Source organism: Agrobacterium sp. CMT1 (assembly GCF_037203725.1).
GTDB lineage: Bacteria > Pseudomonadota > Alphaproteobacteria > Rhizobiales > Rhizobiaceae > Agrobacterium > Agrobacterium pusense.
Genome location: NZ_JBBCAR010000019.1, coordinates 272199 through 292445 on the forward strand (window position 1 = coordinate 272199; position 20247 = coordinate 292445).

25 protein-coding genes are annotated in these 20247 nt (G+C 57.4%); 12 read left to right on the forward strand and 13 right to left on the reverse strand.

Annotated features, from left to right (window positions below):
- The first annotated feature begins 59 nt into the window (after positions 1 to 59).
- The 4 genes from WA845_RS24310 to virB11 are packed head-to-tail and all read left to right on the forward strand — an operon-like array spanning position 60 to position 4000.
- Positions 60 to 794: a virB8 family protein gene (locus tag WA845_RS24310; protein WP_337322784.1), complete on the forward strand. Its 735-nt coding sequence runs from the start codon at positions 60 to 62 to the stop codon at positions 792 to 794.
- On the forward strand, positions 791 to 1624 hold the full coding sequence (locus tag WA845_RS24315; RefSeq protein ID WP_337322785.1) for a TrbG/VirB9 family P-type conjugative transfer protein: 834 nt from the start codon (positions 791 to 793) through the stop codon (positions 1622 to 1624). Before WA845_RS24310 ends, WA845_RS24315 begins: the two co-directional genes overlap by 4 nt.
- A 10-nt stretch (positions 1625 to 1634) precedes the next feature.
- Entirely contained in the window at positions 1635 to 2954 is a 1320-nt protein-coding gene (gene virB10, locus WA845_RS24320; RefSeq protein WP_262622811.1) for a type IV secretion system protein VirB10, read from the forward strand.
- The gene (gene virB11 / locus WA845_RS24325) at positions 2951 to 4000 is read left to right on the forward strand and encodes a P-type DNA transfer ATPase VirB11 (protein WP_337322786.1); all 1050 of its coding nucleotides are present in this window, start codon (positions 2951 to 2953) and stop codon (positions 3998 to 4000) included. The genes virB10 and virB11 overlap by 4 nt, the downstream gene beginning before the upstream one ends.
- 358 nt (positions 4001 to 4358) lie before the next feature.
- Here virB11 and WA845_RS24330 read toward each other — a convergent pair whose 3' ends face one another.
- Positions 4359 to 4634, reverse strand: a complete 276-nt coding sequence (locus tag WA845_RS24330) for a hypothetical protein (protein ID WP_337322787.1) — start codon at positions 4632 to 4634, stop codon at positions 4359 to 4361.
- Positions 4635 to 4637: 3 nt separating this feature from the next.
- Between WA845_RS24330 and WA845_RS24335 the strand changes: the two genes are divergently transcribed.
- Positions 4638 to 6761, forward strand: coding sequence for a type IV secretory system conjugative DNA transfer family protein (locus WA845_RS24335; protein ID WP_337322788.1), 2124 nt, complete (start codon positions 4638 to 4640; stop codon positions 6759 to 6761).
- A gap of 460 nt (positions 6762 to 7221) precedes the next feature.
- The gene (locus WA845_RS24340) at positions 7222 to 7563 is read left to right on the forward strand and encodes a helix-turn-helix domain-containing protein (RefSeq protein ID WP_107341445.1); all 342 of its coding nucleotides are present in this window, start codon (positions 7222 to 7224) and stop codon (positions 7561 to 7563) included.
- Positions 7564 to 7595: 32 nt separating this feature from the next.
- Here WA845_RS24340 and WA845_RS24345 read toward each other — a convergent pair whose 3' ends face one another.
- The 6 genes from WA845_RS24345 to WA845_RS24370 are packed head-to-tail and all read right to left on the reverse strand — an operon-like array spanning position 7596 to position 10663.
- On the reverse strand, positions 7596 to 8129 hold the full coding sequence (locus WA845_RS24345; protein WP_337322818.1) for a hypothetical protein: 534 nt from the start codon (positions 8127 to 8129) through the stop codon (positions 7596 to 7598).
- A 27-nt stretch (positions 8130 to 8156) separates the two neighbouring features.
- The gene (locus tag WA845_RS24350; protein WP_077985992.1) at positions 8157 to 8531 is read right to left on the reverse strand and encodes a hypothetical protein; all 375 of its coding nucleotides are present in this window, start codon (positions 8529 to 8531) and stop codon (positions 8157 to 8159) included.
- Positions 8532 to 8539: 8 nt separating this feature from the next.
- On the reverse strand, positions 8540 to 8854 hold the full coding sequence (locus WA845_RS24355) for a hypothetical protein (RefSeq protein WP_077985991.1): 315 nt from the start codon (positions 8852 to 8854) through the stop codon (positions 8540 to 8542).
- Between the two features lie 11 nt (positions 8855 to 8865).
- Complete coding sequence (locus tag WA845_RS24360; RefSeq protein WP_337322789.1) at positions 8866 to 9477, reverse strand: thermonuclease family protein; 612 nt, start codon at positions 9475 to 9477, stop codon at positions 8866 to 8868.
- Positions 9474 to 10109, reverse strand: a complete 636-nt coding sequence (locus WA845_RS24365) for a thermonuclease family protein (RefSeq protein ID WP_220360167.1) — start codon at positions 10107 to 10109, stop codon at positions 9474 to 9476. Before WA845_RS24365 ends, WA845_RS24360 begins: the two co-directional genes overlap by 4 nt.
- Positions 10110 to 10126: 17 nt before the next feature.
- Positions 10127 to 10663 carry a hypothetical protein gene (locus tag WA845_RS24370; protein ID WP_337322790.1) on the reverse strand — a complete coding sequence of 179 codons (537 nt, stop codon included), beginning with the start codon at positions 10661 to 10663 and terminating at the stop codon, positions 10127 to 10129.
- A 127-nt stretch (positions 10664 to 10790) separates the two neighbouring features.
- Between WA845_RS24370 and WA845_RS24375 the strand changes: the two genes are divergently transcribed.
- From WA845_RS24375 to WA845_RS24395, 5 genes are all read left to right on the forward strand, one after another.
- Positions 10791 to 11192 carry a hypothetical protein gene (locus WA845_RS24375; protein WP_337322791.1) on the forward strand — a complete coding sequence of 134 codons (402 nt, stop codon included), beginning with the start codon at positions 10791 to 10793 and terminating at the stop codon, positions 11190 to 11192.
- A 122-nt stretch (positions 11193 to 11314) separates the two neighbouring features.
- A complete protein-coding gene (locus WA845_RS24380) occupies positions 11315 to 12064 on the forward strand; it encodes a ParA family protein (RefSeq protein ID WP_337322792.1) in 750 nt (249 codons plus the stop codon).
- Between the two features lie 2 nt (positions 12065 to 12066).
- A complete protein-coding gene (locus tag WA845_RS24385) occupies positions 12067 to 12471 on the forward strand; it encodes a hypothetical protein (RefSeq protein ID WP_337322793.1) in 405 nt (134 codons plus the stop codon).
- 24 nt (positions 12472 to 12495) lie between these two features.
- Positions 12496 to 12870 carry a hypothetical protein gene (locus WA845_RS24390; RefSeq protein WP_337322794.1) on the forward strand — a complete coding sequence of 125 codons (375 nt, stop codon included), beginning with the start codon at positions 12496 to 12498 and terminating at the stop codon, positions 12868 to 12870.
- Complete coding sequence (locus tag WA845_RS24395; RefSeq protein WP_337322795.1) at positions 12860 to 14854, forward strand: relaxase/mobilization nuclease domain-containing protein; 1995 nt, start codon at positions 12860 to 12862, stop codon at positions 14852 to 14854. Before WA845_RS24390 ends, WA845_RS24395 begins: the two co-directional genes overlap by 11 nt.
- Positions 14855 to 14974: 120 nt before the next feature.
- On the opposite strand, the gene WA845_RS24400 is transcribed toward WA845_RS24395, so the two are convergent.
- From WA845_RS24400 to WA845_RS24410, 3 genes are all read right to left on the reverse strand, one after another.
- The gene (locus tag WA845_RS24400) at positions 14975 to 15478 is read right to left on the reverse strand and encodes a hypothetical protein (RefSeq protein ID WP_337322796.1); all 504 of its coding nucleotides are present in this window, start codon (positions 15476 to 15478) and stop codon (positions 14975 to 14977) included.
- Positions 15465 to 15713, reverse strand: a complete 249-nt coding sequence (locus WA845_RS24405) for a hypothetical protein (protein ID WP_337322797.1) — start codon at positions 15711 to 15713, stop codon at positions 15465 to 15467. Before WA845_RS24405 ends, WA845_RS24400 begins: the two co-directional genes overlap by 14 nt.
- A 440-nt stretch (positions 15714 to 16153) precedes the next feature.
- Entirely contained in the window at positions 16154 to 17074 is a 921-nt protein-coding gene (locus tag WA845_RS24410; protein ID WP_220367052.1) for a LysR family transcriptional regulator, read from the reverse strand.
- A gap of 245 nt (positions 17075 to 17319) precedes the next feature.
- Here WA845_RS24410 and WA845_RS24415 point away from each other — a divergent pair, with 245 nt between their 5' ends.
- Positions 17320 to 18234 (forward strand): nucleotidyltransferase and HEPN domain-containing protein, encoded by a 915-nt coding sequence (locus WA845_RS24415; protein WP_337322798.1) that lies wholly within the window; start codon positions 17320 to 17322, stop codon positions 18232 to 18234.
- 537 nt (positions 18235 to 18771) lie between these two features.
- Here the strand turns inward: WA845_RS24415 and WA845_RS24420 are convergent.
- From WA845_RS24420 to WA845_RS24430, 3 genes are all read right to left on the reverse strand, one after another.
- Positions 18772 to 18969 carry a hypothetical protein gene (locus WA845_RS24420; RefSeq protein WP_337322799.1) on the reverse strand — a complete coding sequence of 66 codons (198 nt, stop codon included), beginning with the start codon at positions 18967 to 18969 and terminating at the stop codon, positions 18772 to 18774.
- Positions 18970 to 19113: 144 nt separating this feature from the next.
- Positions 19114 to 19506: a DUF5615 family PIN-like protein gene (locus WA845_RS24425; protein WP_337322800.1), complete on the reverse strand. Its 393-nt coding sequence runs from the start codon at positions 19504 to 19506 to the stop codon at positions 19114 to 19116.
- Positions 19503 to 20228, reverse strand: coding sequence for a hypothetical protein (locus WA845_RS24430; protein ID WP_337322801.1), 726 nt, complete (start codon positions 20226 to 20228; stop codon positions 19503 to 19505). Before WA845_RS24430 ends, WA845_RS24425 begins: the two co-directional genes overlap by 4 nt.
- Positions 20229 to 20247: the final 19 nt, after the last annotated feature.

Genomic DNA, 20247 nt, shown 5'->3' on the forward strand with positions numbered 1-20247 from the left:
GCATCCGTCCTTCAAGCGGGCCGCAACATTAACGACGATCATGATTTTGGGGACAGAACTTGACATTGTTCAGAAGACAATTGCGATCAGAGCCGGTCGACCAGATGGCCGGTCCGGAGGACCTCTACGATCAGCACCTCTCATGGGGTGAGAAGAACCGCTCTCTCCGCACCTTGATCGTTTTCGTCCTCCTGCTGTTTGCCTTGGCCGGCTGGACTGTTGCTGGCGTTCTGTCGTTCTCAGTGGCGCAGCTCTTTCCGCTGGTGCGCACCGAGGTTGTACCTCTGATCGTCGACCGAAACACCGGTTACATGGAAACAGTCACCACGCTCGATAAAGACCGTGCGACGGTCTCGGAAAACCAGGCCGTCCGCGCCGCCTTCGCCGGCAATTACGTCATCCGACGCGAAACCTACGATCCCCGTTATCTTTCCGACAATTTCGACATGATTGCGCTGTGGTCGGAACCGGGCTCGCAGGCCTTCAAGGACTACGAGGATTGGATGAACCCGTCCAATCCCCGAGGCCCCGTCAAGTTGCTTGGTGCGACCGGTGAAATCCGGCCGGAGATCCTCTCGGTCAATCCGCTCAATCCATCGACCATGTCTGTTCGTTTCGAGACACGTGAACGGCGTCGCGGTGGTGACGTCGTTACGCGTTGGTCGGCGACCATACGCTACCGGCAGATCAACCTGCCCGCCAGCAACCGCGTCCGCCTCTACAATCCGCTCGGTTTTGTCGTGACCGAATATGCGAAAGTCCCCGAGACCATGCCCTCAGGGATTACACCATGATGAGGCAGACGGTTTTTGTTTCTCTTCTCCTGCTGCTGTGGCCGTTGGCCCTACATGCCGAACTGGTCGCGAGGCCAGGACGCCTCGATCCGAGGATACGGTCGCTTCCTTATTCGGCCGAGCAGGTGTTCCTCGTGACAGGCACCTATGGACTGGTGACGACAATCCTCTTCGGAGCGGATGAGGAGATAACCCAGGTCGTAGCCGGTGACACAATCTCCTGGCAGATCCTCACTTCGGCTGATCGGCGCTCCCTGACTCTGAAGCCGATGGAGAAGGATGCGGTCACCAATCTGTCCGTCGTCACGACGAGGCGAACCTACTCCTTCGACCTGCGTGTCAACGACACTAAAGCCATGCAGAACCAGACGTTCAAGCTGCGGTTCACCTATCCGGAGGACGCTGGCCTCAAGGGCACGGCAGAACTCTGGAAGCAGGCTGAGGCAGCCCAACGCAATCCTAACATCAAGAACATCCGCCGTGACAAGGTCAACTACGACTACGGCTTCAAGGGAAGCGATGGAGCCAAACCGCTCTGGGTTTTTGACGACGGGCTGAAGACCTTCATGAAATTCACTGGCGACATCCCGGCGATCTTCATTGTCGACGGCATGCGTCGCGAGAGCCTCGTGAACTACCGCCGCGAGGCCGATTACATCGTCATCGACAAGGTCTCGCGGCAATGGACGCTGCGTTTCGGCACCGAGAGCGAGACTTGCCTTTTCAATCTCCGCACCGCCCCTGCCGATATCCCGGCGCCAATTGAAGGCGCGGTATCGCCGAAGCGAATTGGCAGCGGAACATCCCACCAGCAATCGCTATCAAGATAGGAGGCGCGCCATGTCGGACCCCAACTACCATTCGATCGACACCGATACGTCCATTGGCGGGCAGGTGAGGCGCGGTGGAATAGGCCTGATGCGGCCGGTCGCAGTCGTTGCCGCTATTGCTGGCGTTGGTGTTGTCCTTTACTTCCTTCTGGCGGGTGGGGAAGAAGAACCGACAATCGACGCGACGCCCCGTGAGGAGTTCCGGCCGGTGCAGACGCCGAGAAACGAAGGCTTCAGGACCCCCTCACCACCGCCGCTGCCTACGGTCCAGGTTCCGGAAGCGCCACCACCGCCGCCGCCGCCGGCCCTGCGGGTGCCCGCCGCCGCCCCTGTCGCGCCTCCTGCCGAGGTCGATTGCTCCCGAGGCAAAAACCCGGACGACCCCAAATGCATTGAGCTGGAGCGAAAGGCCAAGCTGCTGGAACGCGTCCGCTCGTCTGCAATGGTATTCGATCAGTCGGACCAGACCAGAAGAACGTCCGCGACGTCGTCCGATGCATCAGCGAGTATGTTCGGTGCGAACAGCAACACTGGTCAATCAGGCGCCACGAGCGGAGATGCCGTCGATAGCGATCGTGCCTTCCTGAAGTCGATGAGTGGACAGGGTGTAGAGGTGTCGGCCGCCACGGAGAACCGCCGCACGGATGCCTGGATACCACAGGGGACGATGATCCGAGGGACGCTTGAGACAGCTATCAATTCCGATCTCGCCGGCATGGTGAAGGGGATTGTGCGGGAGGATGTCTATTCCTTCGATGGCCGCCGGATTCTGATTCCGGCTGGCTCATCACTGATCGGCGATTACAAATCCGGTGTCCAAAGGGGACAGGAGCGCATCCTGATTGTCTGGACACGAATGATCCGCGGCGACGGGGTCTCGGTGCAGCTCGGCTCCTATGGCACTGGCCGTCTCGGCCGCTCGGGTATGACCGGCATAGTCGACAGAAAGAACTGGGAGCGGTTCGGGCCGCCGGCACTGATGACGCTGATAGGCGGCGCAACACAGTACATCGCGCAGCTTGCTCAGAGGCAGGATCGGGATATTACCATTATCAACGACAATGGCAGCGTGACCCGAATTCCTCAGGACAATGGCGAGACATCCCAGGACCGCGCTCGCTCGATTGCCGCCGAAACCATCGCCTCGGGTATCCAACAAATGGCAGTAACGGCGTTTGAGGATTCCCGCAATATTCGTCCGACCATCCACATTCCTCAAGGTTCGGATATCAACGTCTTCGTGACGCGGGATCTCGATTTCGCGGGTCTCTATCCCGACCCGGTGCGCGAAGAGTTCGAGCGCCTTCGCAGGGTGAGATACGGGAAATGAACGCGCGTCCGCAGATCTCTGCCGAACAGCACTTTCTTGCTGAGGCACTCGAACCCATACGGGTCTTCCTCGACGACCCTGCTGTCGTGGAAATCTCCTGCCAGCGCAGCAATGAAATCTGGCTGGAGAAGATCGGTCAGCTTCGGATGGTGCGCCACGAGATCGGGGGCCTCGAACAGGACGTGATCCGCCACATGGCGTCTCGCGCCGCATCCTTCACCAAGCAGACGGTCAATGCCGAGAATCCACTTCTGTCGGCCACGTTGACGGGTGGCGAGCGCGTTCAGTTTGTCCTGAGTCCGACCTCTGCGACCGGCCACGCATTCTCGATCCGCAAGCAGTTCATCCGACGGTTCGACTTCGACGACTATGAGAAGGCGGGGGCCTTCCACTTCACGAAGGTAACCGGAGACGATTATCTCGATGATGTCGATGTCGAACTCTCGCAACTGTTGCGGAAAGGGAAGGTACGAGATTTCCTGGAACACGCAGCCGCCAACCATCGAAGCATGCTGATCTCCGGTGGCACGTCCACTGGAAAGACGACTTTCCTTAACACGATGCTGACGGCGATCCCGAACCACGAGCGCTTCGTCCTCATGCAGGATACGGCCGAGCTCGAGCCACGCCAGGAAAACGTTGTTTCGTTGCTGGTCTCGAAGGGGGGGCAAGGCGAGGCGCGGGTGACGATGAGTGACCTTCTGGCCACGGCCCTTCGCCTGCGGCCCGACCGCATCTTCATGGGCGAGCTGCGTGGCGACGAGGCATTCGACTTTCTGAACGCCATCAACACCGGTCACCCGGGCTCTATGTCAACAATCCATGCCAACTCGCCGCACCATGCTTTCAACCGGCTGTCGACGCTGGTTCTCAACAGCAATGTCCGCATGGAGCGTGACGACATCATCCGCTATATCCGCTCGATCATCCCGATCGTTGTCCAGTTGAAAAAGAGCGATGCCGCCGGCGGGCGCGGCGTCAGCGAGATCTATTTTGCCGACGAGGTTGACGAACATGGCCAGCGTGTACACCGACGGAGAGATTGACCGCCCGAAATGGACGAGCTTGCAGAAACTGTCCTTCCTGACACTGCCCGTCGCGCTCTCGGGCGTTGTCGCGATTTGGCTTGTCTTCTTCACCTTGATCTACGACGCCTATGTCGTTTCATTCGGGTCACCGTCGTATTTCGACTATGTCAGCCAGGTGCGCTTTGCTGACGCCCTTCGCTATACCTGGTCGATTATTCATACCCGCAACACTGCCGGATTGTCGCTTCTCGCATTCGCGCTTGCCTCACCATTCCTGTTCTTCCTGATGTGTCTCTGGATGCTGAAGGGCGGAAGGGCGCTGTCGCGCAAGATCCTCTACCTCCTGCATGTCCGGTCGATGTTCAGCCTGATCGCCTCAACGGCCCTCGTTTTTGCCGCAGCTTATGCCGCCGTCGGTGTTTATGGACTTGCGTTTTACCTCGTCGTCACCCGAGCTGGCGAACATGCGGAGATCGCCGGCTACTATGGCAGCCATCTCGCTGCAATGTACCAGGCTCCGTTCGGGGCGACCGACGTCGATGGCGTCTATCAGAAACCCACTCGACAGACCGTGCTTGCGACGCTTGCCGGTCTTGCCGCCGCCGCCGGGCTTGTCGGTTTTCCGATCGGCGCGACGATACAGAAGCGTCAACGGATGATCATGGGCACGGCCCGACTAGCGACCCTGAAGGATGCGGCGGACTTTCGCCTGCGCGACAAGCGCGGGATCGTACTTGGGCTGAAACAGGGGCTTCTTCTGCGCAATGACGGCGACCAGCATGTGATGCTGATCGGCTCGCCGGGCCAAGGGAAGTCGCGCGGCTTTGTCATCCCCTCGATGATGAGTTTCGAAGGCTCGCAGGTCGTGCTCGACATGAGCGGCGAACTGTACGACGAGACTTCCGGTTACCTGAAGGACAAGGGTTTTGAGACTTTTCTGCTGGCGCCGGGATCGAAATTTACCGACGGTTACAATCCGCTCGACCTGATCAGTCAGGATCCGCACCAGCGGATCACCGACTTGCAGAAATTGACCCAGATGTTGCTGCCGGAGCGGCTGCGCTTGGATTCATCCGACTTCTGGGAAGAAAGCGCGAGGATCTTGCTGACGGCCATGCTTGGCTTCGTGCTCGAATGCCCCGACACCCGCAAGTCTCTCAGCGAACTATACCGGATTCTCAACTCCATGTCCGATGAGCGCAAGGCGATCGTCCAGTTGCTTGAAAACTATGAAACGGTCCTGTCTGACCAGACGCGCATGCAACTCACCAAATTTGCCGGGCGTCATGAGAAGCTGGGAGAAGGGATTGCAGCCGAAATCGTCGCAAAGCTGAACTTCCTGCAAAACCCGCTGGTAGAGGCGCTGACCTCGATCACCACCATACCAATCGATCGCATTCGTCGCCGCAAGATGGTCATCTATATCCAGGCTGACTGGAACGCGATGCAGATCTATGAGCGGCTGATCTCAATGTTCATCCAGCAAATGGCCGACAAGCTGGTCCAGATGGGACCGTTGCCCAATGGCGAGCATGAGGTCATGATGATGCTTGACGAGTTCGGCAATGGCGGCCGCATCGACACAGTGCTGACGCTCGCCCCTCTGATCCGCAAAAACGGCGTGCGTTTCGTCTTCATTCTTCAAGACGGCGCCCAGCTCGAGCGATTGTACCAGCGGTCCGGACAGAAGATCCTGATGGGGGCTTCGACGATCAAGGTCTTCATGAATTTTCAAAATCAGGACGATGCGCTGGCCGTCTCGCTCGCAGCCGGGAAAACCACCAAATGGATCGAACAGTCGTCCTATTCTTATCGCCATGGCCGCAGGCAGCGGTCGATCGCCAAGGTACCGGTGTCAGTCGATCTTCTTCCTGTGAACACGCTGATGATGATGAAGCCGGAAGAAGCGATCCTCCAGGTGACCGGCATGCCGGTGATGCGCATCATGAAACTGGATGGAGGCGGCGAGCGGATGTTTGCCAAAGTGCGACGGTTTAAGCCGGTGACCAGGCCTTGCCTGAAGCCCGTTGAGTGGACGATCGCTGACAGTGACCGCATGGGTTTTCGCGCGCCGCCGGTGAGTGCTGCCACGCCGCGTGATAGGACGAGTGCCGTCGAATTTGGAGCTGATCTCAATCTTGCTGCGATCAAGCGCGCCCGAAAGCCACAAGATTTGAGCTTCATCGTCAAAGAAGGCGTTCGTCACGTTTATATTTCTTCCCTCGATGAACTGCGTCGCCGGCTGGACCTCGATGAGAAGCGCGAATCTGGAGTGGCAGAAGAAGATGCAGGCGATCAGCAGCCGCGGCGTAAACCCGCGCATTATGCGGCTGGGGGCGAAGATGTGAGTGTCGAGACCAAAGACGCCCGCGCCAAACTTACAGATAACATTGATCTCGATATCGATGAAGAAAAGCTTGGCCAGAGCGTCTATTTCGGACCTTCGACGAGCGCGCGCAAGCATCAGGACGGCTTATCCGCATCCGCAGGCGGGGCGCCCGATCGCTTATCTGCTTCCCCCATTCTCCGGCGCCAGGAAGTGAGAGAAGCATTTGGCGACGATCTCCAGGCCTTGAATGACGTCGTCTTCCAGCAGGCGGGCGAAAATTGGGTTGAGCCAGAAGAGTTGAATGCGGATGTCGATCTCCTGATTGACACCCTTTCAGGCAGGCTGACCGAGACAAGTTCGAGAGCGTGGCTACGAGAGTTCGCGGACGCGGCACGCGATCCGTTGGGGGAAGATGAGACGGAGCCCGAAAACAGGTCGGATCGCAATTAGATTCTGAATTCAAGCAGAACCGCAGTTCGGAGGAGCCGGCCAGGTGCGGTCTTTTGCCCGCGTATCACGAGAACGACTTCCACGGCCAAAATCGAACATCTCTCGAGACTCCAGATTTCCGATGAGCGTAAAATCCAGCGGATCGTTTCCGCAGCCAGGGCTTATGCAACGAATTGATGCAGACCTTCCTCGGATCCGGATGATCGGCCAGTATCACTTGCATCGGTAGATCGGAGAGGTGTAGGGAAGCGTAATGAGTTTGTGAACTGCCTTGTTTGAAATATGAACGACAAGCGGATTACACTTGGGCAGAGATAATTGCAGTCGACATCGGGTGATGGATGAGCAAACCGGTTCCAGGGACATTTTTGATGCGCCGTCATGGCCCACCTTGTCGTCACTTGGTCGGCGTATGGGTCGGTCGTAGACTGCGCCCGGTCCCGACTGGGAATGGCAGTCGATGCCTCGTGTAAAACGCCAGCCTCCCGTCGAGGCCGTCGATGTTTCGACACTCGATTCTCTGTCATTCCAGGAGAGGCTTGCCATTGGCCTCGAACGGCTGAAGGCGGAACGCAAGGTGACGAACCGTGAGTTGGCTGTGCAACTCGGGGTGCACGAGGCATACATTTCGCAGGTGACGCGGGCGATGCGAGACGTCAAGCTCTCGACGCTCGACAAGATGCAGCGAGAGTGGAATGTCCTCATCGAGGATTTGCTTAAGATCACTGAAGATGACCTCCCTCGGATAGCGGTCTGGAAAGCCCGCCGCAAGAAACAGAAAACCGCCGGGACCGACTCGTGATCGCGTGGTCGCGAAATGCTTTCCGGCAGCCGCTAGTGGTTCAAGTTGAACCAGAACCTCTCTTTCACGCCTTCGTCGTTTGGAATATCAAAATAGTAGGGATCCGCGCGGCGGGGGCGGGGAGTTGCAATTTGCTTGATGCAGCTGTCGCCATCCCCACCCAAATTCCGGTTGATCGTCAAGCCCCCTGACCTCGTACTGCCGTTACGCTGGCCCAACGGCCGGCAAATATTGACGGTCTCGATGCACTGGTCAGGTTCACTACGCGAACTGATGTCGCCGCCTCGTAACGAATAGCCCACTGTGGTTCCAGAAGGGCAATCCTCGTAATCCTCATGGCCAGGCTTTCCCGTTTTTGCCTCTTGGCAGATGGGCCAGGAAAAGCCGGGTCTGGACATTGCGTCGATGAGCTTTCGCATCGGTGGAACGCAATAGGGGACACCGTGCCAGGACGGGTTTTTCGATGCGGCACATAGGAGAACTTGGCAACCCCAGTCCGCGTCCTGTGCTTTTGCAGACATCGCCGAAAGTGAGCCCATCAAACCTGTGGCCAAGAACATGACCATTTTCACAGCCGGTCTCCTTTGATTTGTCTACTGCATTTGCACCCAGGCGCCGTCGATTTTTGCAAACGACAGGGTGCCGGGCTGGGTCACCCCCGCAAATGAGCCGCTTGTGGTGGTGATGACGCCGGTACAGGTGACACCGGGCACCGCCTGCCGGGGCCGGCATTCCGAAATCCGGATCGAACGACCGGATTTGGCGATCGCGGCGCTTGCCTCCGTGTCGCTCGGGAATTCAAACGCCCATTGTTTCTGTCCGAACTCCTTTTCGAGCCGCACGATCTCCTGCTCAAGCTCTGCTGTCCTGTCAGTCCGTTGCAGGTGGCCGACCGTGTAACCACCTGCCGATCCAACAACGAACACGATACCGGCGCTCGCAAGCCATCCATGGTCGAGTTTCGTCATCGGCAATTTCAATAGCCTTCGATGCCAAGGCGTTTCAGGATCGCTATGGGATTTGTTTCGCAATCCGATTTCCATTCACGATGCTTGGCGCAGGCATAGGCGTATTGGCTAAGGTCGGCTGAGGACAGGTCTGCCAGCTTGTTGCCGACCGCTTTCCATTGCTGCACGTCCGCCGGATCGCAGCCAGCGCCGCCTGCCCCGCAAAAGTCCGGATCCCGTCGTTCGATTTGTGCTTTGGTGGCGCCGTCCTGCGCGCGGGCTGCATACGGAAGAACTGAAAGCAAGATCAGAATAATAGCCGAAGTCTGGAAAGGGCTTTTCATTTAACCTCCATTCACTCGCGTGAGGACAAGGCGCTGTTGGGAATGACGGACAAGGGTAGGGGACGGTGCGCTTCGGAGGCCTGCGCCTGGCCGTCGGACTGCCCAACGGGCACCTGCGATACATTGTTGAGCCAGGGAGGAGATAAATCTGCCGAGGACCAGATGCCGAGGCCAAGCCCTCTCGCTCTTCTCTCAAAGTCGAAATAAGCGGGGATCTGAGGCTCGTTGGGATAGTTGAAAGCGTAGCCGATCCCTTCCGCAATGGCCGTCTCCGCGAGGTTTGTCTCGCCTACAAAGCAATGGGCGATCAGATTGTTGTTGGTATCGCGACCGATTGGCGCGCAATTGACGTCCTGGCCAAGGGTTCGCAGGATCATCCACGCGCGCGTGACCTCCCCAGCCGGCCATGTTATGCCGTCGCTCGTCGCCACCTGCTTGAGACGAGGGGCTTCGAAGCCGGCCAGCCGCACGAGTTGACGGCTCTTGATGAATTCGAACGTAGTGCCGTCGATAACCTGTACCTTGCCAAATATCTGACGCGGAATGTCGGAGGAACGAGCCTGCCCCAGCGAGCCCGTTGGAGCTAGAGCGAGTAAAATCATCGAGATCGTGATAACCTTCATCGTGACACCCCGGCTTGTTGCATCAGCACCGAAACAGGGTGCGGCATGTCGGGATAGGCCCAGAGCCCTGCGCGGGCAGCACGCGCGCTTTCCTCAGCGATCCTGTAGCCAGGAACAATGAGTTGGCCGGTGCTATCGACAGCGGCAAATCCCCATCCTTGCGCTATAATATAGGTCGCGAGATCATAGCGATGCGCGCCCGCCGTCGTCTGGCATGCGACCACCACATTGCTCTGGTCAATCATTTGAATGTTGGTGCAAACAGGTTTTGTGTCTCTGATCAGAGCCTGCATCATGATCACGTTCAGTTCCCCGCAGTCGCGCGAAGCCCCTGCAGACAGGGTGACGGTGGTTCCGCGCAGGCATGCCTGCAAACCATAAAGGCGATACCGCTTGCTGCCGGAGATCCAGGTATCGCCGGTCTCGAACTGCGCGTGGCTCGGAAACGGCACGAACGCGGAAGATGGTGGCTGCGCCGCGTCCCTGGTCCCAGGAGAGCTATCTTGCGCCGCCTGAACGCGAACAACTGGTGGAGAAGGAGGGTGCACTTGCCGCAATTCGTTACCGGCAAGCGTCGGGAGGATGACAATACCTGTGTAGAGGCCGGAAGCTGCGATTGTGGACATAAACATCAAGGCTCCGATCCGCATCAATGCCTTGTCGGATTGGCGCGGTAACGCTCACCGTAGGGCTGGAGAAAACTGAGACTGGCCCCGATTTCGGCTTTGGTCGCCCGTGCGGCGTCTTCCACCTGCGAATAAACCGGGAAGACGGGCTGGCCGGCACTGTCACCGAAGGCGAAGGCCACGCCCTTGCTGATCAGCACTTCCGAGAGAGACCGTGCGGTATCTCCATCCATGAAAACGCATTCAGCATATGACACCATCAACCGGCCGCGGGTCCGCCCGAGCTCGTGACAGGGGAATGCGTTTCCGGCGAATTGCTGCACGTCTGAGATGGTCACAGTCATCGCCGCAAGCGAGACGATGGAGCGGGTTGCCACAAAGTCTGCATATTCGAGCGGCCCGATTGAAAGGCCGCCTTGGACGTCGGCTAGCCTTACACGCTGGTAGTGGCGGACAAATTTTGTGGTCGCGTCGACCCAGCTTTTCTCAGGCACGGCGACCAGGGAACCGATATGGCCGAAAATAAGATGGCGAGAAGCCCGCCATGGGTCATTCTTCATGTTCGCATCCGTGGCCTGTTGACTTTTTCGAATATGCACGAAATTGTACTGCAGTGCAAGTATTGAGCGGCCGTGAAGTTTGAGGCAAGCTTGGTCACAGGCTCATTTTGCGTGTTGAGACAGGAAGATGTCGATCTATAAAAAAGCTCTCATGGCCTTCACGTTTCCAGTCCGCGCCGCCTGGTTGTTGCTCCAGATCGCGTGCTTCCTCCTAGTGTCGATGGCATGCATTTTGGTTACGGGCTTTGTCGGCTACTGGATCGTGTTGACGTTTTCGTATGCCTTTTTGCCGCCGGAAACGACCGGGAGCGTCTGGCAATGGGCCACCGACCTCTATGCTGAATCTGCTTGGTTTAGGGCCGGGACAATCACATCGTTCCTGCTGCTCGTTTTGCCAATTCTTCGATTCTGGCCTGGGAGGGATCCGGTTTCCGAGGCGGCACGAACGCTCGAAACGATGCGGCTTAATGAGGGGCTTATCGCAGCCCGGCAACAGGAGGAGGCACGGGCAAAGCTTCGTGGCCGGTGAAGGATTGTGTTCCCTCGTATGAGATGGGAGCAAAGACAACTGCCAAGCTGGGTTCAGATCTTCCGCTTACGGGCGCGCAAGCGATCGCGATTCAGACGTCGGCAAAATGGGTGAGAAATGTTATGACTGTCAAACCTCTTACGCTCGCCATATCGACCTTCAAGGGCGGAGCCGGGAAGTCGACCCTGAACGTCAATCTCGCCGCGGAGTTTGCACAGCAAGGCCACAAGACGCTGCTGATCGATTGCGACGAACAGGAATCGTCGACGCGCTGGTACAATGTATCCATGAAGCGGGGCCTATTGCCGACAGACGGGTCATTGTTGCATCTGCGCGTGGCTCCTAAAGACAGGTTTCGTGAGCGGCTGGACAACGCGCCCGAGGCGGCAATCCGGATCTACGATGTCGGCGGGTACGTGCATCAGCGCGCGATCGAAGTCTACCACGAGTGTGATGCTATCCTTATTCCAGTGATTCCAGAGCCAACGGCAGCTACGTCAGCCATCAAGGTGGCTACCATATTGATGGAAATAGGTCGGAAGCGGGATCGCGGGCCGATCCCTTACGCGGCGATCTGGAACTACGTGGACATGATTGCCCTCAAGCACAATCGATCGCTTCCCGAGGTGCACGCGATCTTGGCGAGCGGCCGGATACCCGTGGTCGAAACGGTCGTCCGTAAGAGCAATCATTTCAGCGACGTGGGGGCCGGTTACGGTTCCCTTTACTCGAAGCTCGCAGGCATTGTGAACAACCCGGCGTTGACGCCGTCAGCCAAACGGCGGGCGTCGGAAAGCGTGCTCGACGCAATCGATCTCGTGAAAAGGATCAACAACGAGTTCATCGGTCTGCTGCAGGCGGAGGGAGTTTAACGATGTCAAAGGAAAGAACGTCGGCCGGCAACATTCTCGCCGTTACCCAAGGAGGGGAAGAAAAAGCGAAGGACGTCGAGGAGGCAGCAACTTCCTACATGCCAACAAATATAGACCTCGAAGCTCTCATGCCCGCTGGTTCTGGTTCGGCACAGGCGGAAACCGGTTTTTCGGAGCCAGATTCTTCGAAGATCCGAATGCCGGCCAGCCTTGAAAACAAGCGAGGATCGGAGTCCAAGGCGCCCAAGACAACGGCTCGTGCGTCAGTAAAACGGAAACGGGTATCGCTTTATCTTGATGACGATGTATTGACGAAGATTTTCCACGTGTCTTTGGAGCAGCACGAGCAACTGTCCTCAGCGACCCATCGCTTGATTCTGGAAGCCCTTAAAGCAAGGGGGCTGTAGATCGAAATGAGAAGGCCGCCCATTATGTTCCGCATTCCCGATCATGTCCTGGGAAACGTGGAGGCTCTTGCCGGACGGCTTGATATTTCCGTCAACATTGTTGCCAAGCTGATCGTCGTCAGGGAGATCATGAATGTTCCAGCCATGCTCGATGAACATGATCGTCAGTTGGCCGACATGCATCGGTTCCTACGTGAGCTGGCCTTCCGTAACGAAGAGTTCCTCACAGACGAGGGAAGCCGCGCCGAGACCGTCCGTGTGATCGCGCAGAGACTGGATGACGTGATGGGCGCTCTCGACGCCATTCGCGATGCCGCCTTTGTCCGGCCATCGTCTTATATCGTCGACTTGATCAGGAGGCATGATGAGGGAGCCGCTCAGAAGTCGCTTGAACGCTAGATCCGAAGGTCGCCGGCTGCCAAGCTATTTCGATTTGATCGACGACGAGCTGCGCCGCCGTGGCGCGGGTGGCGGAGGTGGGAAGCGCGCGTCGGCCGTTAAAGATAAAGGAACACCCGCAAAGCACCCTGCTGTCTCCTCGGCGCTTAGCCGCGCGGCGGGTAACAACGCGGTCGTCGTCAAGGTTCTGTCTTATGGTGCAGGTGCCGGCTCTGTGCGCCACGTCTTGCACTACCAGGCTAAGGAAGAAAAGGCCCACGATCAGGACGACCGAGAGGTATCGGATATCAATGAAGCCGTGCGCTCATGGGAGAGAGAGTTCGGCCATCGGAAGGGTAGCAGGGACGTTCTTAGTCTGACCTACGAGCTCGAAAATGCGGACCGGGCAGACATCGCTCGTGCACTTTCTTCGCTCGCAGAGGATGGTTTCCGCCGGGCTGGCGACATAGATCGAACATACGCCTTCAGTGTGAGTGATGGCGAGAGGGGACAGACAAGGCTGCACTTCGTTCTCGTCATTGCGCATGAAAAGAAGGATCGGGCGGATCGCAGCAGCAGCAACCGTATTCCGGGCGAGGCAGACATCGCGCATGCTATCGAGCAGCGCCTGGACAAAACCTTGCGGGGAGAGGGCATCACGCCGATCTCGCGCTATCCGGTCGAGTTTTCGTCTGGTCCGAAGGGTCTGATTGCGGCCTTGTACGCCATGCAGCGCGGCGCGGTGGAGGTGACGCTTTCGACAAAAGCGCGCATCGAGGAACGGCCAGGCAGAAGCGGGCGGTATTTCCGCGGCGGCGAGCGCCGCGAGATCACCACGGCCGATGAAAAGCAGCTGACGGCGGAGGGAAAAATCATGGGCGCGCTTATGCAGACCCGACAGCCACGAGATTTTATGCATTTGTTGCTATCGGGACCGGCGAACGTCGATCGAGACGAGCTCCTCCTTGCTGGCCGCGACTTCCTCAGAGCGCAATTTGCTGGGCATCGCTATTCCTATGCGATCCACAATCGCAACGATCTTGCCAAGCATCCACATCTGCATGTGATTGTCGCGTTGCGCGATGGTAGCGGAAAGATGCTCAATCCCAACATTCGCGACTTTATGGAATGGCGGATGCGCTTCGCCGAAATAGCGAGGGGACGTGCAATCCCAGTTGAACGACACAAACGCATCGAACGCGCCGCTCCGCCACCCGTCAAGCGTTGGGAGTGGGAAATGTTCCAGCGAATGGGAGCGACGGCGCCGCCAAACGTGATCGAGAAGGTGATGGCCAAGGTTCGCGACACACCGACGGTGCCGAAGCTTGCGGAAGCCAGAAGGCGGCTGGACCAGAGTCGGCGCTCGGTCGGACGTGTCGTCAGGATGCTGGGCGGGATTGCGAAGGACCGAAACGCGCCGAGCAGGGCGCGCGAATTGAGCCAGGACCTCTTAACCGGGCTGCAACGTGAGTACCGGCGGCTCGAAACGGCCGTCCACGATGGCCGCGATCCCTCCAGAGAAAAAGGAGAAGAGCATATGTTGCGATCGACCCCCATTAGCGCCGCCCAGGCCAAGACGGCGAAACAAACTCTTGCGAACACCGCCTCGGCCATTGCAGCGAGGATCGCCAACCCTTCCGACCGCCTGATCTTCGAGCAAGCGTCCAAGGTAATCGGAAAAGTCGTCGGATTGCAGCTCGACTCGCGTGTCACGAAAAACCGCAGTCGCGCCGAGGAGGGCAAAGACAAGGGCAGCTACGACAGCCTCGAAACGAAGTCGGTCGCAGGGCGCGATCATGTGGCAGAGCAGGGGATCATCAAGAAGACGTCGAACGACCGCTCAGTCGATGCGGCGCGCATCGCCCGTTCCAATGTTGAGCGTGATCAGACGGACAATGATCGGCCCAACCGCCAGCGTGACAAAAGCCAGCAGCGCGATCGCGAAATGACGAAATCGATCAAGCTTGGTCCGCCCCGGGGGAATGGTAGGGACCGCAGTCGTTGAACTCTTTTTTGCCGACGATTCGGGCTGGCACGCTCAGTCTCAGCATTCTTTCGATCTCGGTGTGAAACCATCTGGCGCCACGATTTTCGGAAGGAAGAGAAGTGGAGAATTCATCTGGAATTATATGGCCGCGGTGACCGCCTTCCATGGGGGATAGTGGATGTAGGTGATGCCCGCCTCGACTGCTGCACGCCGTCCTTCAGCGGTGCTGCAGACCAACATGGCTTCCTTCTTTTCAACGCCATACCACTCGATCGCTCGAAATACCGTATCCGCATCTGCCATTCCCGACCGATCATCCTTAGCTTGACGGAAGGTGCCCCATGTCATCCAGAAGTCCGGGACGACCTCACGAACCTTCAATAGATCGTCGAGAATACAGGTTAGAGCGAGAAATTCTGGCCTGCCCTGGGTGCCGGCCGTCATGCCTCTGGCGTCGGAGATGAAGCCGAAGCGGACGTCTTTTTGACGAAGTTGCTGTAGCATCTGGACAAAGATGGCGTTGACGTCTCCCAGCGTGAAGTCTCTGGGAGGGATAGATCGTCGCAAAAGGATGCCATCTCTCTCGAAAATGACGAGGCCTTTCGAACCGATTTTTCGGAATATGCAGTCAATGGTATCCATCGGCAGACGATCCAAAGCCATAGAACGTGAGCAGGTCGCCGGCGGACACCCTCACGATGAGACCATCATTGGCGACTCTGATGTTCGCACAGCCGTTCTCGAAGTTCAGTTGTCTGGCGTTGTCTATGTCGATGATCGACAAGCAGATATCTGTGCTATGCGTGCAGATTTTCTTCGCGATAGCTGGCGCGCCCTCCAGTTCAATGAATGCCTCTGAGACATTTTGATGCGTCATTCATCCCCCGTCAGAAATGTCTCCCATCCGCAATATGTCCAATGCGCGACATGCGCGATGACCAGCAGTGGTATGAGTGACAGCATGTAGTCGGGCCTGATGACGCGAAATACCCACAACGGCACTCCCACATATGAGGTATCGCCACGCGCTTGACATGCAGGGACTTTCACGCACCGCAGGCAGCATAGGATCTGCCAGGATCGCTGGAAACAGCAGGTCCTGCCACCTCTTCAGAGCGGGTCCTGCCGCCGGTCTCGATGCGTCGCGGGCGCTTTGTCCAAGGAATGGTCTTGGCAATGAACGGAGACAGGGCAGCAGCCTGACGACAGACTTGTCGCTTGGCCGTCGCAAACAAGAATAGGGGCTTGGTTTGGGACGATCACGACTTTACTCCAAACGAGGAACCGCAGGACCGCCGCCATGCTGTCTCAGGAGATTCAATTGCGGTGCTGTTTACGAGCAGGCCCTTTCGCAATTGTAGATGCGAGCTGACGACCGATCTCGATGATGTCATCACGATTGGCGGTCGGGTCCTGATTGCTCCAGGCAAGTCCAAGGCCGATGCGCAGATCGATCTCCTCCACCACCTTTAAACGGAAGTTCCTGTTCGGCAGGTTTGCCGCCCATTCCGGAACGAACCCGACACCAACACCTGCGGAAACGAGCGCGATCAGTGAAAGCGTGTCGTCGCAGGTATAGACGATCCGATCGGAAAGTTCATGCTCGCGAAATGTCTCCAGAAAGTACCGCTCCGTATAAGACAGGTTCGAACGCGAAAAGGAAATGATCTTCTGGCGGCGCAGATCTTCGAGTGTGACGGTCTGGGCTTCGGCGAGAGCATTATCCTTGGCAACGGCGAGCAAATACCGCTCCTCCGTTATCGCCTGCCATCGCAATGCGCCGTTGTTGTCCAGAGGCCGGACGAAACCGATATTAACCTGCCCGCGTTCGATGTCCCGTACGATGGATTCGGTAGTGCCATTACGGATATGAATGCGGATATCCGGATAGCGTCGGCCAATTCGGGCGAGAAAGTCAGGCAGAACCCCGAATGTTGCCGGATGGATGGTGCCGATGGTGATCTTGCTCGCAGCCTTGCCCGCCACCGCCTGTGTGACGGCACAGGTTTCATCGACGTCGCGGAGCAGTTGAACGCAGCGCTCATAGAAAACAGAACCCGCTGGTGTAAGCTGAACACGGCGTGTGGAACGAATGAGAAGGGGAACGCCGAGCTCCTTCTCGATCGCCTGGACCTGGGCCGTGACGGCAGGCTGGGCGAGGTTGAGCCGGATGGAGGCGCGTCCGAAATGCAATTCTTCCGCGACGGCAACGAATGTGCTCATCTGGCGCAAATCCATTTCAGTCCCTTTCGCCCGGCGGCACAATTAAGGTCGAAGCAGGCCCCGAATTCGGAGAACGATAAAGGGCTTGGTCGCTTAGGTCCAGATGCGACATTGATAGGACATCGCGATTAATCCTTGCTGAGCGCAGCAGAGCCTCGCATAGTGTCGATACAGGCGGATTGGCACTACAACAATGTGGAGTAGCAATCGCATGCCACTAGCAGCTAGAATATATACCGAGAAGAATCGATGGTGAGGCTATGAAAACGGGTATCGGACATCTTCCGCAGACAAAGCAGCGTGAACTGGAAAAGGTCGTCCGGATCATCCATGAAGAGTTCGCTGGCATTGTCGAGCGCTCGAAGTCCGAGGCCAAGAAGGACGGGCGGATCTATAAAATCATCCTGTTCGGTTCATATGCCCGTGGCACATGGGTCGATGAGCCGCATACTTCGAAAGGATATCGTTCGGATTTCGATATTCTCGTCATAGTCAGCAACAAGGAACTGGCCGACCCGAAATATTGGGACAAGGCAACCGACCGGCTGATGTGGGACAAGGAGATCGAGACACCCGTTGGTCTCATCGTGCATGGAGCACGCGAGATCAGCAATTTTCTGCATGATGGCCAAGCCTTCTTCGTCGATCTCGCCCGCGAAGGTGTCGTGCTCTATGAATTCGACGACCGGCCGTTGGCTGAAGCGAAACCGCTCAGCCCTGCCGATGCGCTGAGAGTTGCCGAGGAGCATTTTCATCGCGAAATGCTAAGCGCAAGCGAGTTTCTAGAACTCGCCCAAATTGCTTCTGAGAAGGATATGTATAAGAAGGCTGTCTTTCTGCTCCATCAGGCGGTCGAGACGGCCTACAACTGCTTTCTCCTGACAGTGACAAACTATTCACCTGCGTCACACAACCTCAAATTCCTGCGCGGGCTTTCGGAGGATCGTGATCGCCGATTGATAAATATCTGGCCGCGCGACCATCAGCGTTTTACGGCATGGTACAACATCCTCAACGAAGCCTACGTCAAGGCGCGCTACTCAAAGCGTTTCGAGGTTTCCGAAGAAGCGCTTGCCTGGCTTCAGGAGCGAACCGCAGAACTTCACGCCTTGATCGAGACGCTCTGCCGCGAGCATATCGAAAGACTGCACCAGGCCGTGGAAGACAGGAGCTGACGGCTGGGCTGTTTCGTCTGAATATCATGGACTGTCGGGATTAGTTGTGCGAGCGACCTGGTCAGACGCTGACCGGCGCATTTCTTGCGAAGAATACAGCCCGGAGCCGCGCTTGCTCGCGCAGCGTTGCTGATTTAGGGCCGTCCTCTGACTGTCCGGTCTCCGGCAGAAAAGCGAAGAAGCTGACGTTCGCAGAGGCCCATCGACCGTGATGATTGAGATGGAACTGCCATCCAGCCACCAAGGCAAGTAATACGCTACACGTAGACGTAGGGGCTGGCATCTGCTTCCAGGTGCATGAGATGCCTAGCCCGTCCCTTTACAAAAATTCCCGTGATTCTGCTGCCAGGGATATGGTTATAAGAACAGTCGAAATTGAGACCTTCTGCAGCATAAATGGTCTGGAGTGGCATACCAAGCCGGGCCGCTTATTTTGAACCAAATCAGCGGCTTCTTACGTCCTCTGCCCCTCTGGTTTTTTGTGCGTCGTTAGCCTTTATCCAAAAGCGCCCAATGCTCGCCGCCATAGTTGACACTTCAAGATGGCAAACAGGTCAAGGTCAAGCGGGTATCGACAGTGGTTTCGCGCTCGTAGTCCGAGGTCGCAGCGACGATGGCCGCAGCGGCACAGGCTCCTGCGTCGAAGTCGATCAGGATCGCTATGGAAGAATTGTCGCCGATTGCTTCCGGGATAACCGCGAGCCGGTCGATGACTGGCCTGTTCGACGGGTGCATGCCGTCGATTGGGCACGGTATTCAAAGGCCGGTATGTGAGGGAGCAAGTAGCGGCTGAGGCCGAGCGTCGGGCATCTGGGAAGCGAATTCGAGCAGCCATGTATGGCGCGGTCTGCGCGCACGAAGCGCGTTCCCGCGTGCTGACTACATCTGCTTGAGGCGCGTGCTGCTCATTGGCAGTTCGAACATTGCGCCGCCCTGCACGAGCGCCGATTGCGCCTCAATCGTCAGCCACAAGGCGAGGAGCCGCTCCATCTGCTTGATGAGCGGTGATTTATACAGCCCCTTTGACAGAAAGAAGCCGACAAGATTGGAGGTTCGGAAGGCGTTATACTCCGCTTTGTTGCGGGTAATGCGTCGATCACCCGAGATGATGATCCAGCGCCCCTCCGCGCTCAATTCGGCGATCCACTGCAAGTCTTTTACGCCGGGACCATATCGCTCGCGGACGTGGATTATCTCGTGCTTTCCAGCGAATAGAGCGTTCAGGGAACGTGCGAGAGCAGGAGGAAGGTTTTCATCTATCAGAACCTTCAAGCTGCTCTCTTCAAATCAGTTTCGAACTGGACCGCATCGCGAACGACAGCGACCGTCACGTCGAATATCCGGGCGACTTCCTCGACTGAGCCTTCCGCTTCTACCGCGTCGGCCAGCGCAACTGTTGGGACGCCAAAATCAGAGGCGATTGGCTGCCCGAACGCCCGACCCGGATCAATCACGATGGATTTCTTTCCGTGGAACGGACGCCAGCGCGCAACCGCGTCATCTTCAATGTCGAGGTCTTTGAAGGTCCGTTCGATAACCTGTTTGAAGACGTATTGCTTCTTTTTGAGATCGAGTAGCTTCGTTTCAGCAACCTGCTCCCCCGCTCGCTCAATGCTTTCGAGAAAGATCGTCCTACCGTCAGTTTGAAAGCGGCGCGTGGAAAATGGGCGTTCATCCTTAGCGCATTCCCTCGCGTATTCGAGGCAATTGCGGATGGCCAGAAGGCCAACACCCGCATCGACGAAAGCTTTGACGAAGCGAAGCTCGATCAGGTCGCGAAACCCAATCTCAAGATGGTCCTCGATGGAGGCATGCTGTGTCGTCCAGAGCGGCGGCATGTGTCGCGCCTCGCCCGATCGCTTATAGGTGTATCCCCGTAGCCACCGGTTTACGTTAAGCGGGGTAGTTCGCAGCAGGCGCGCAGCCTCCGGCGCGGTATAGGAGCCTACGCCGATTGCGTCCGAAGCCAGAGCGTGGTGCTGTGTCGAAGTCATAGCGGCAACCTATCTATAT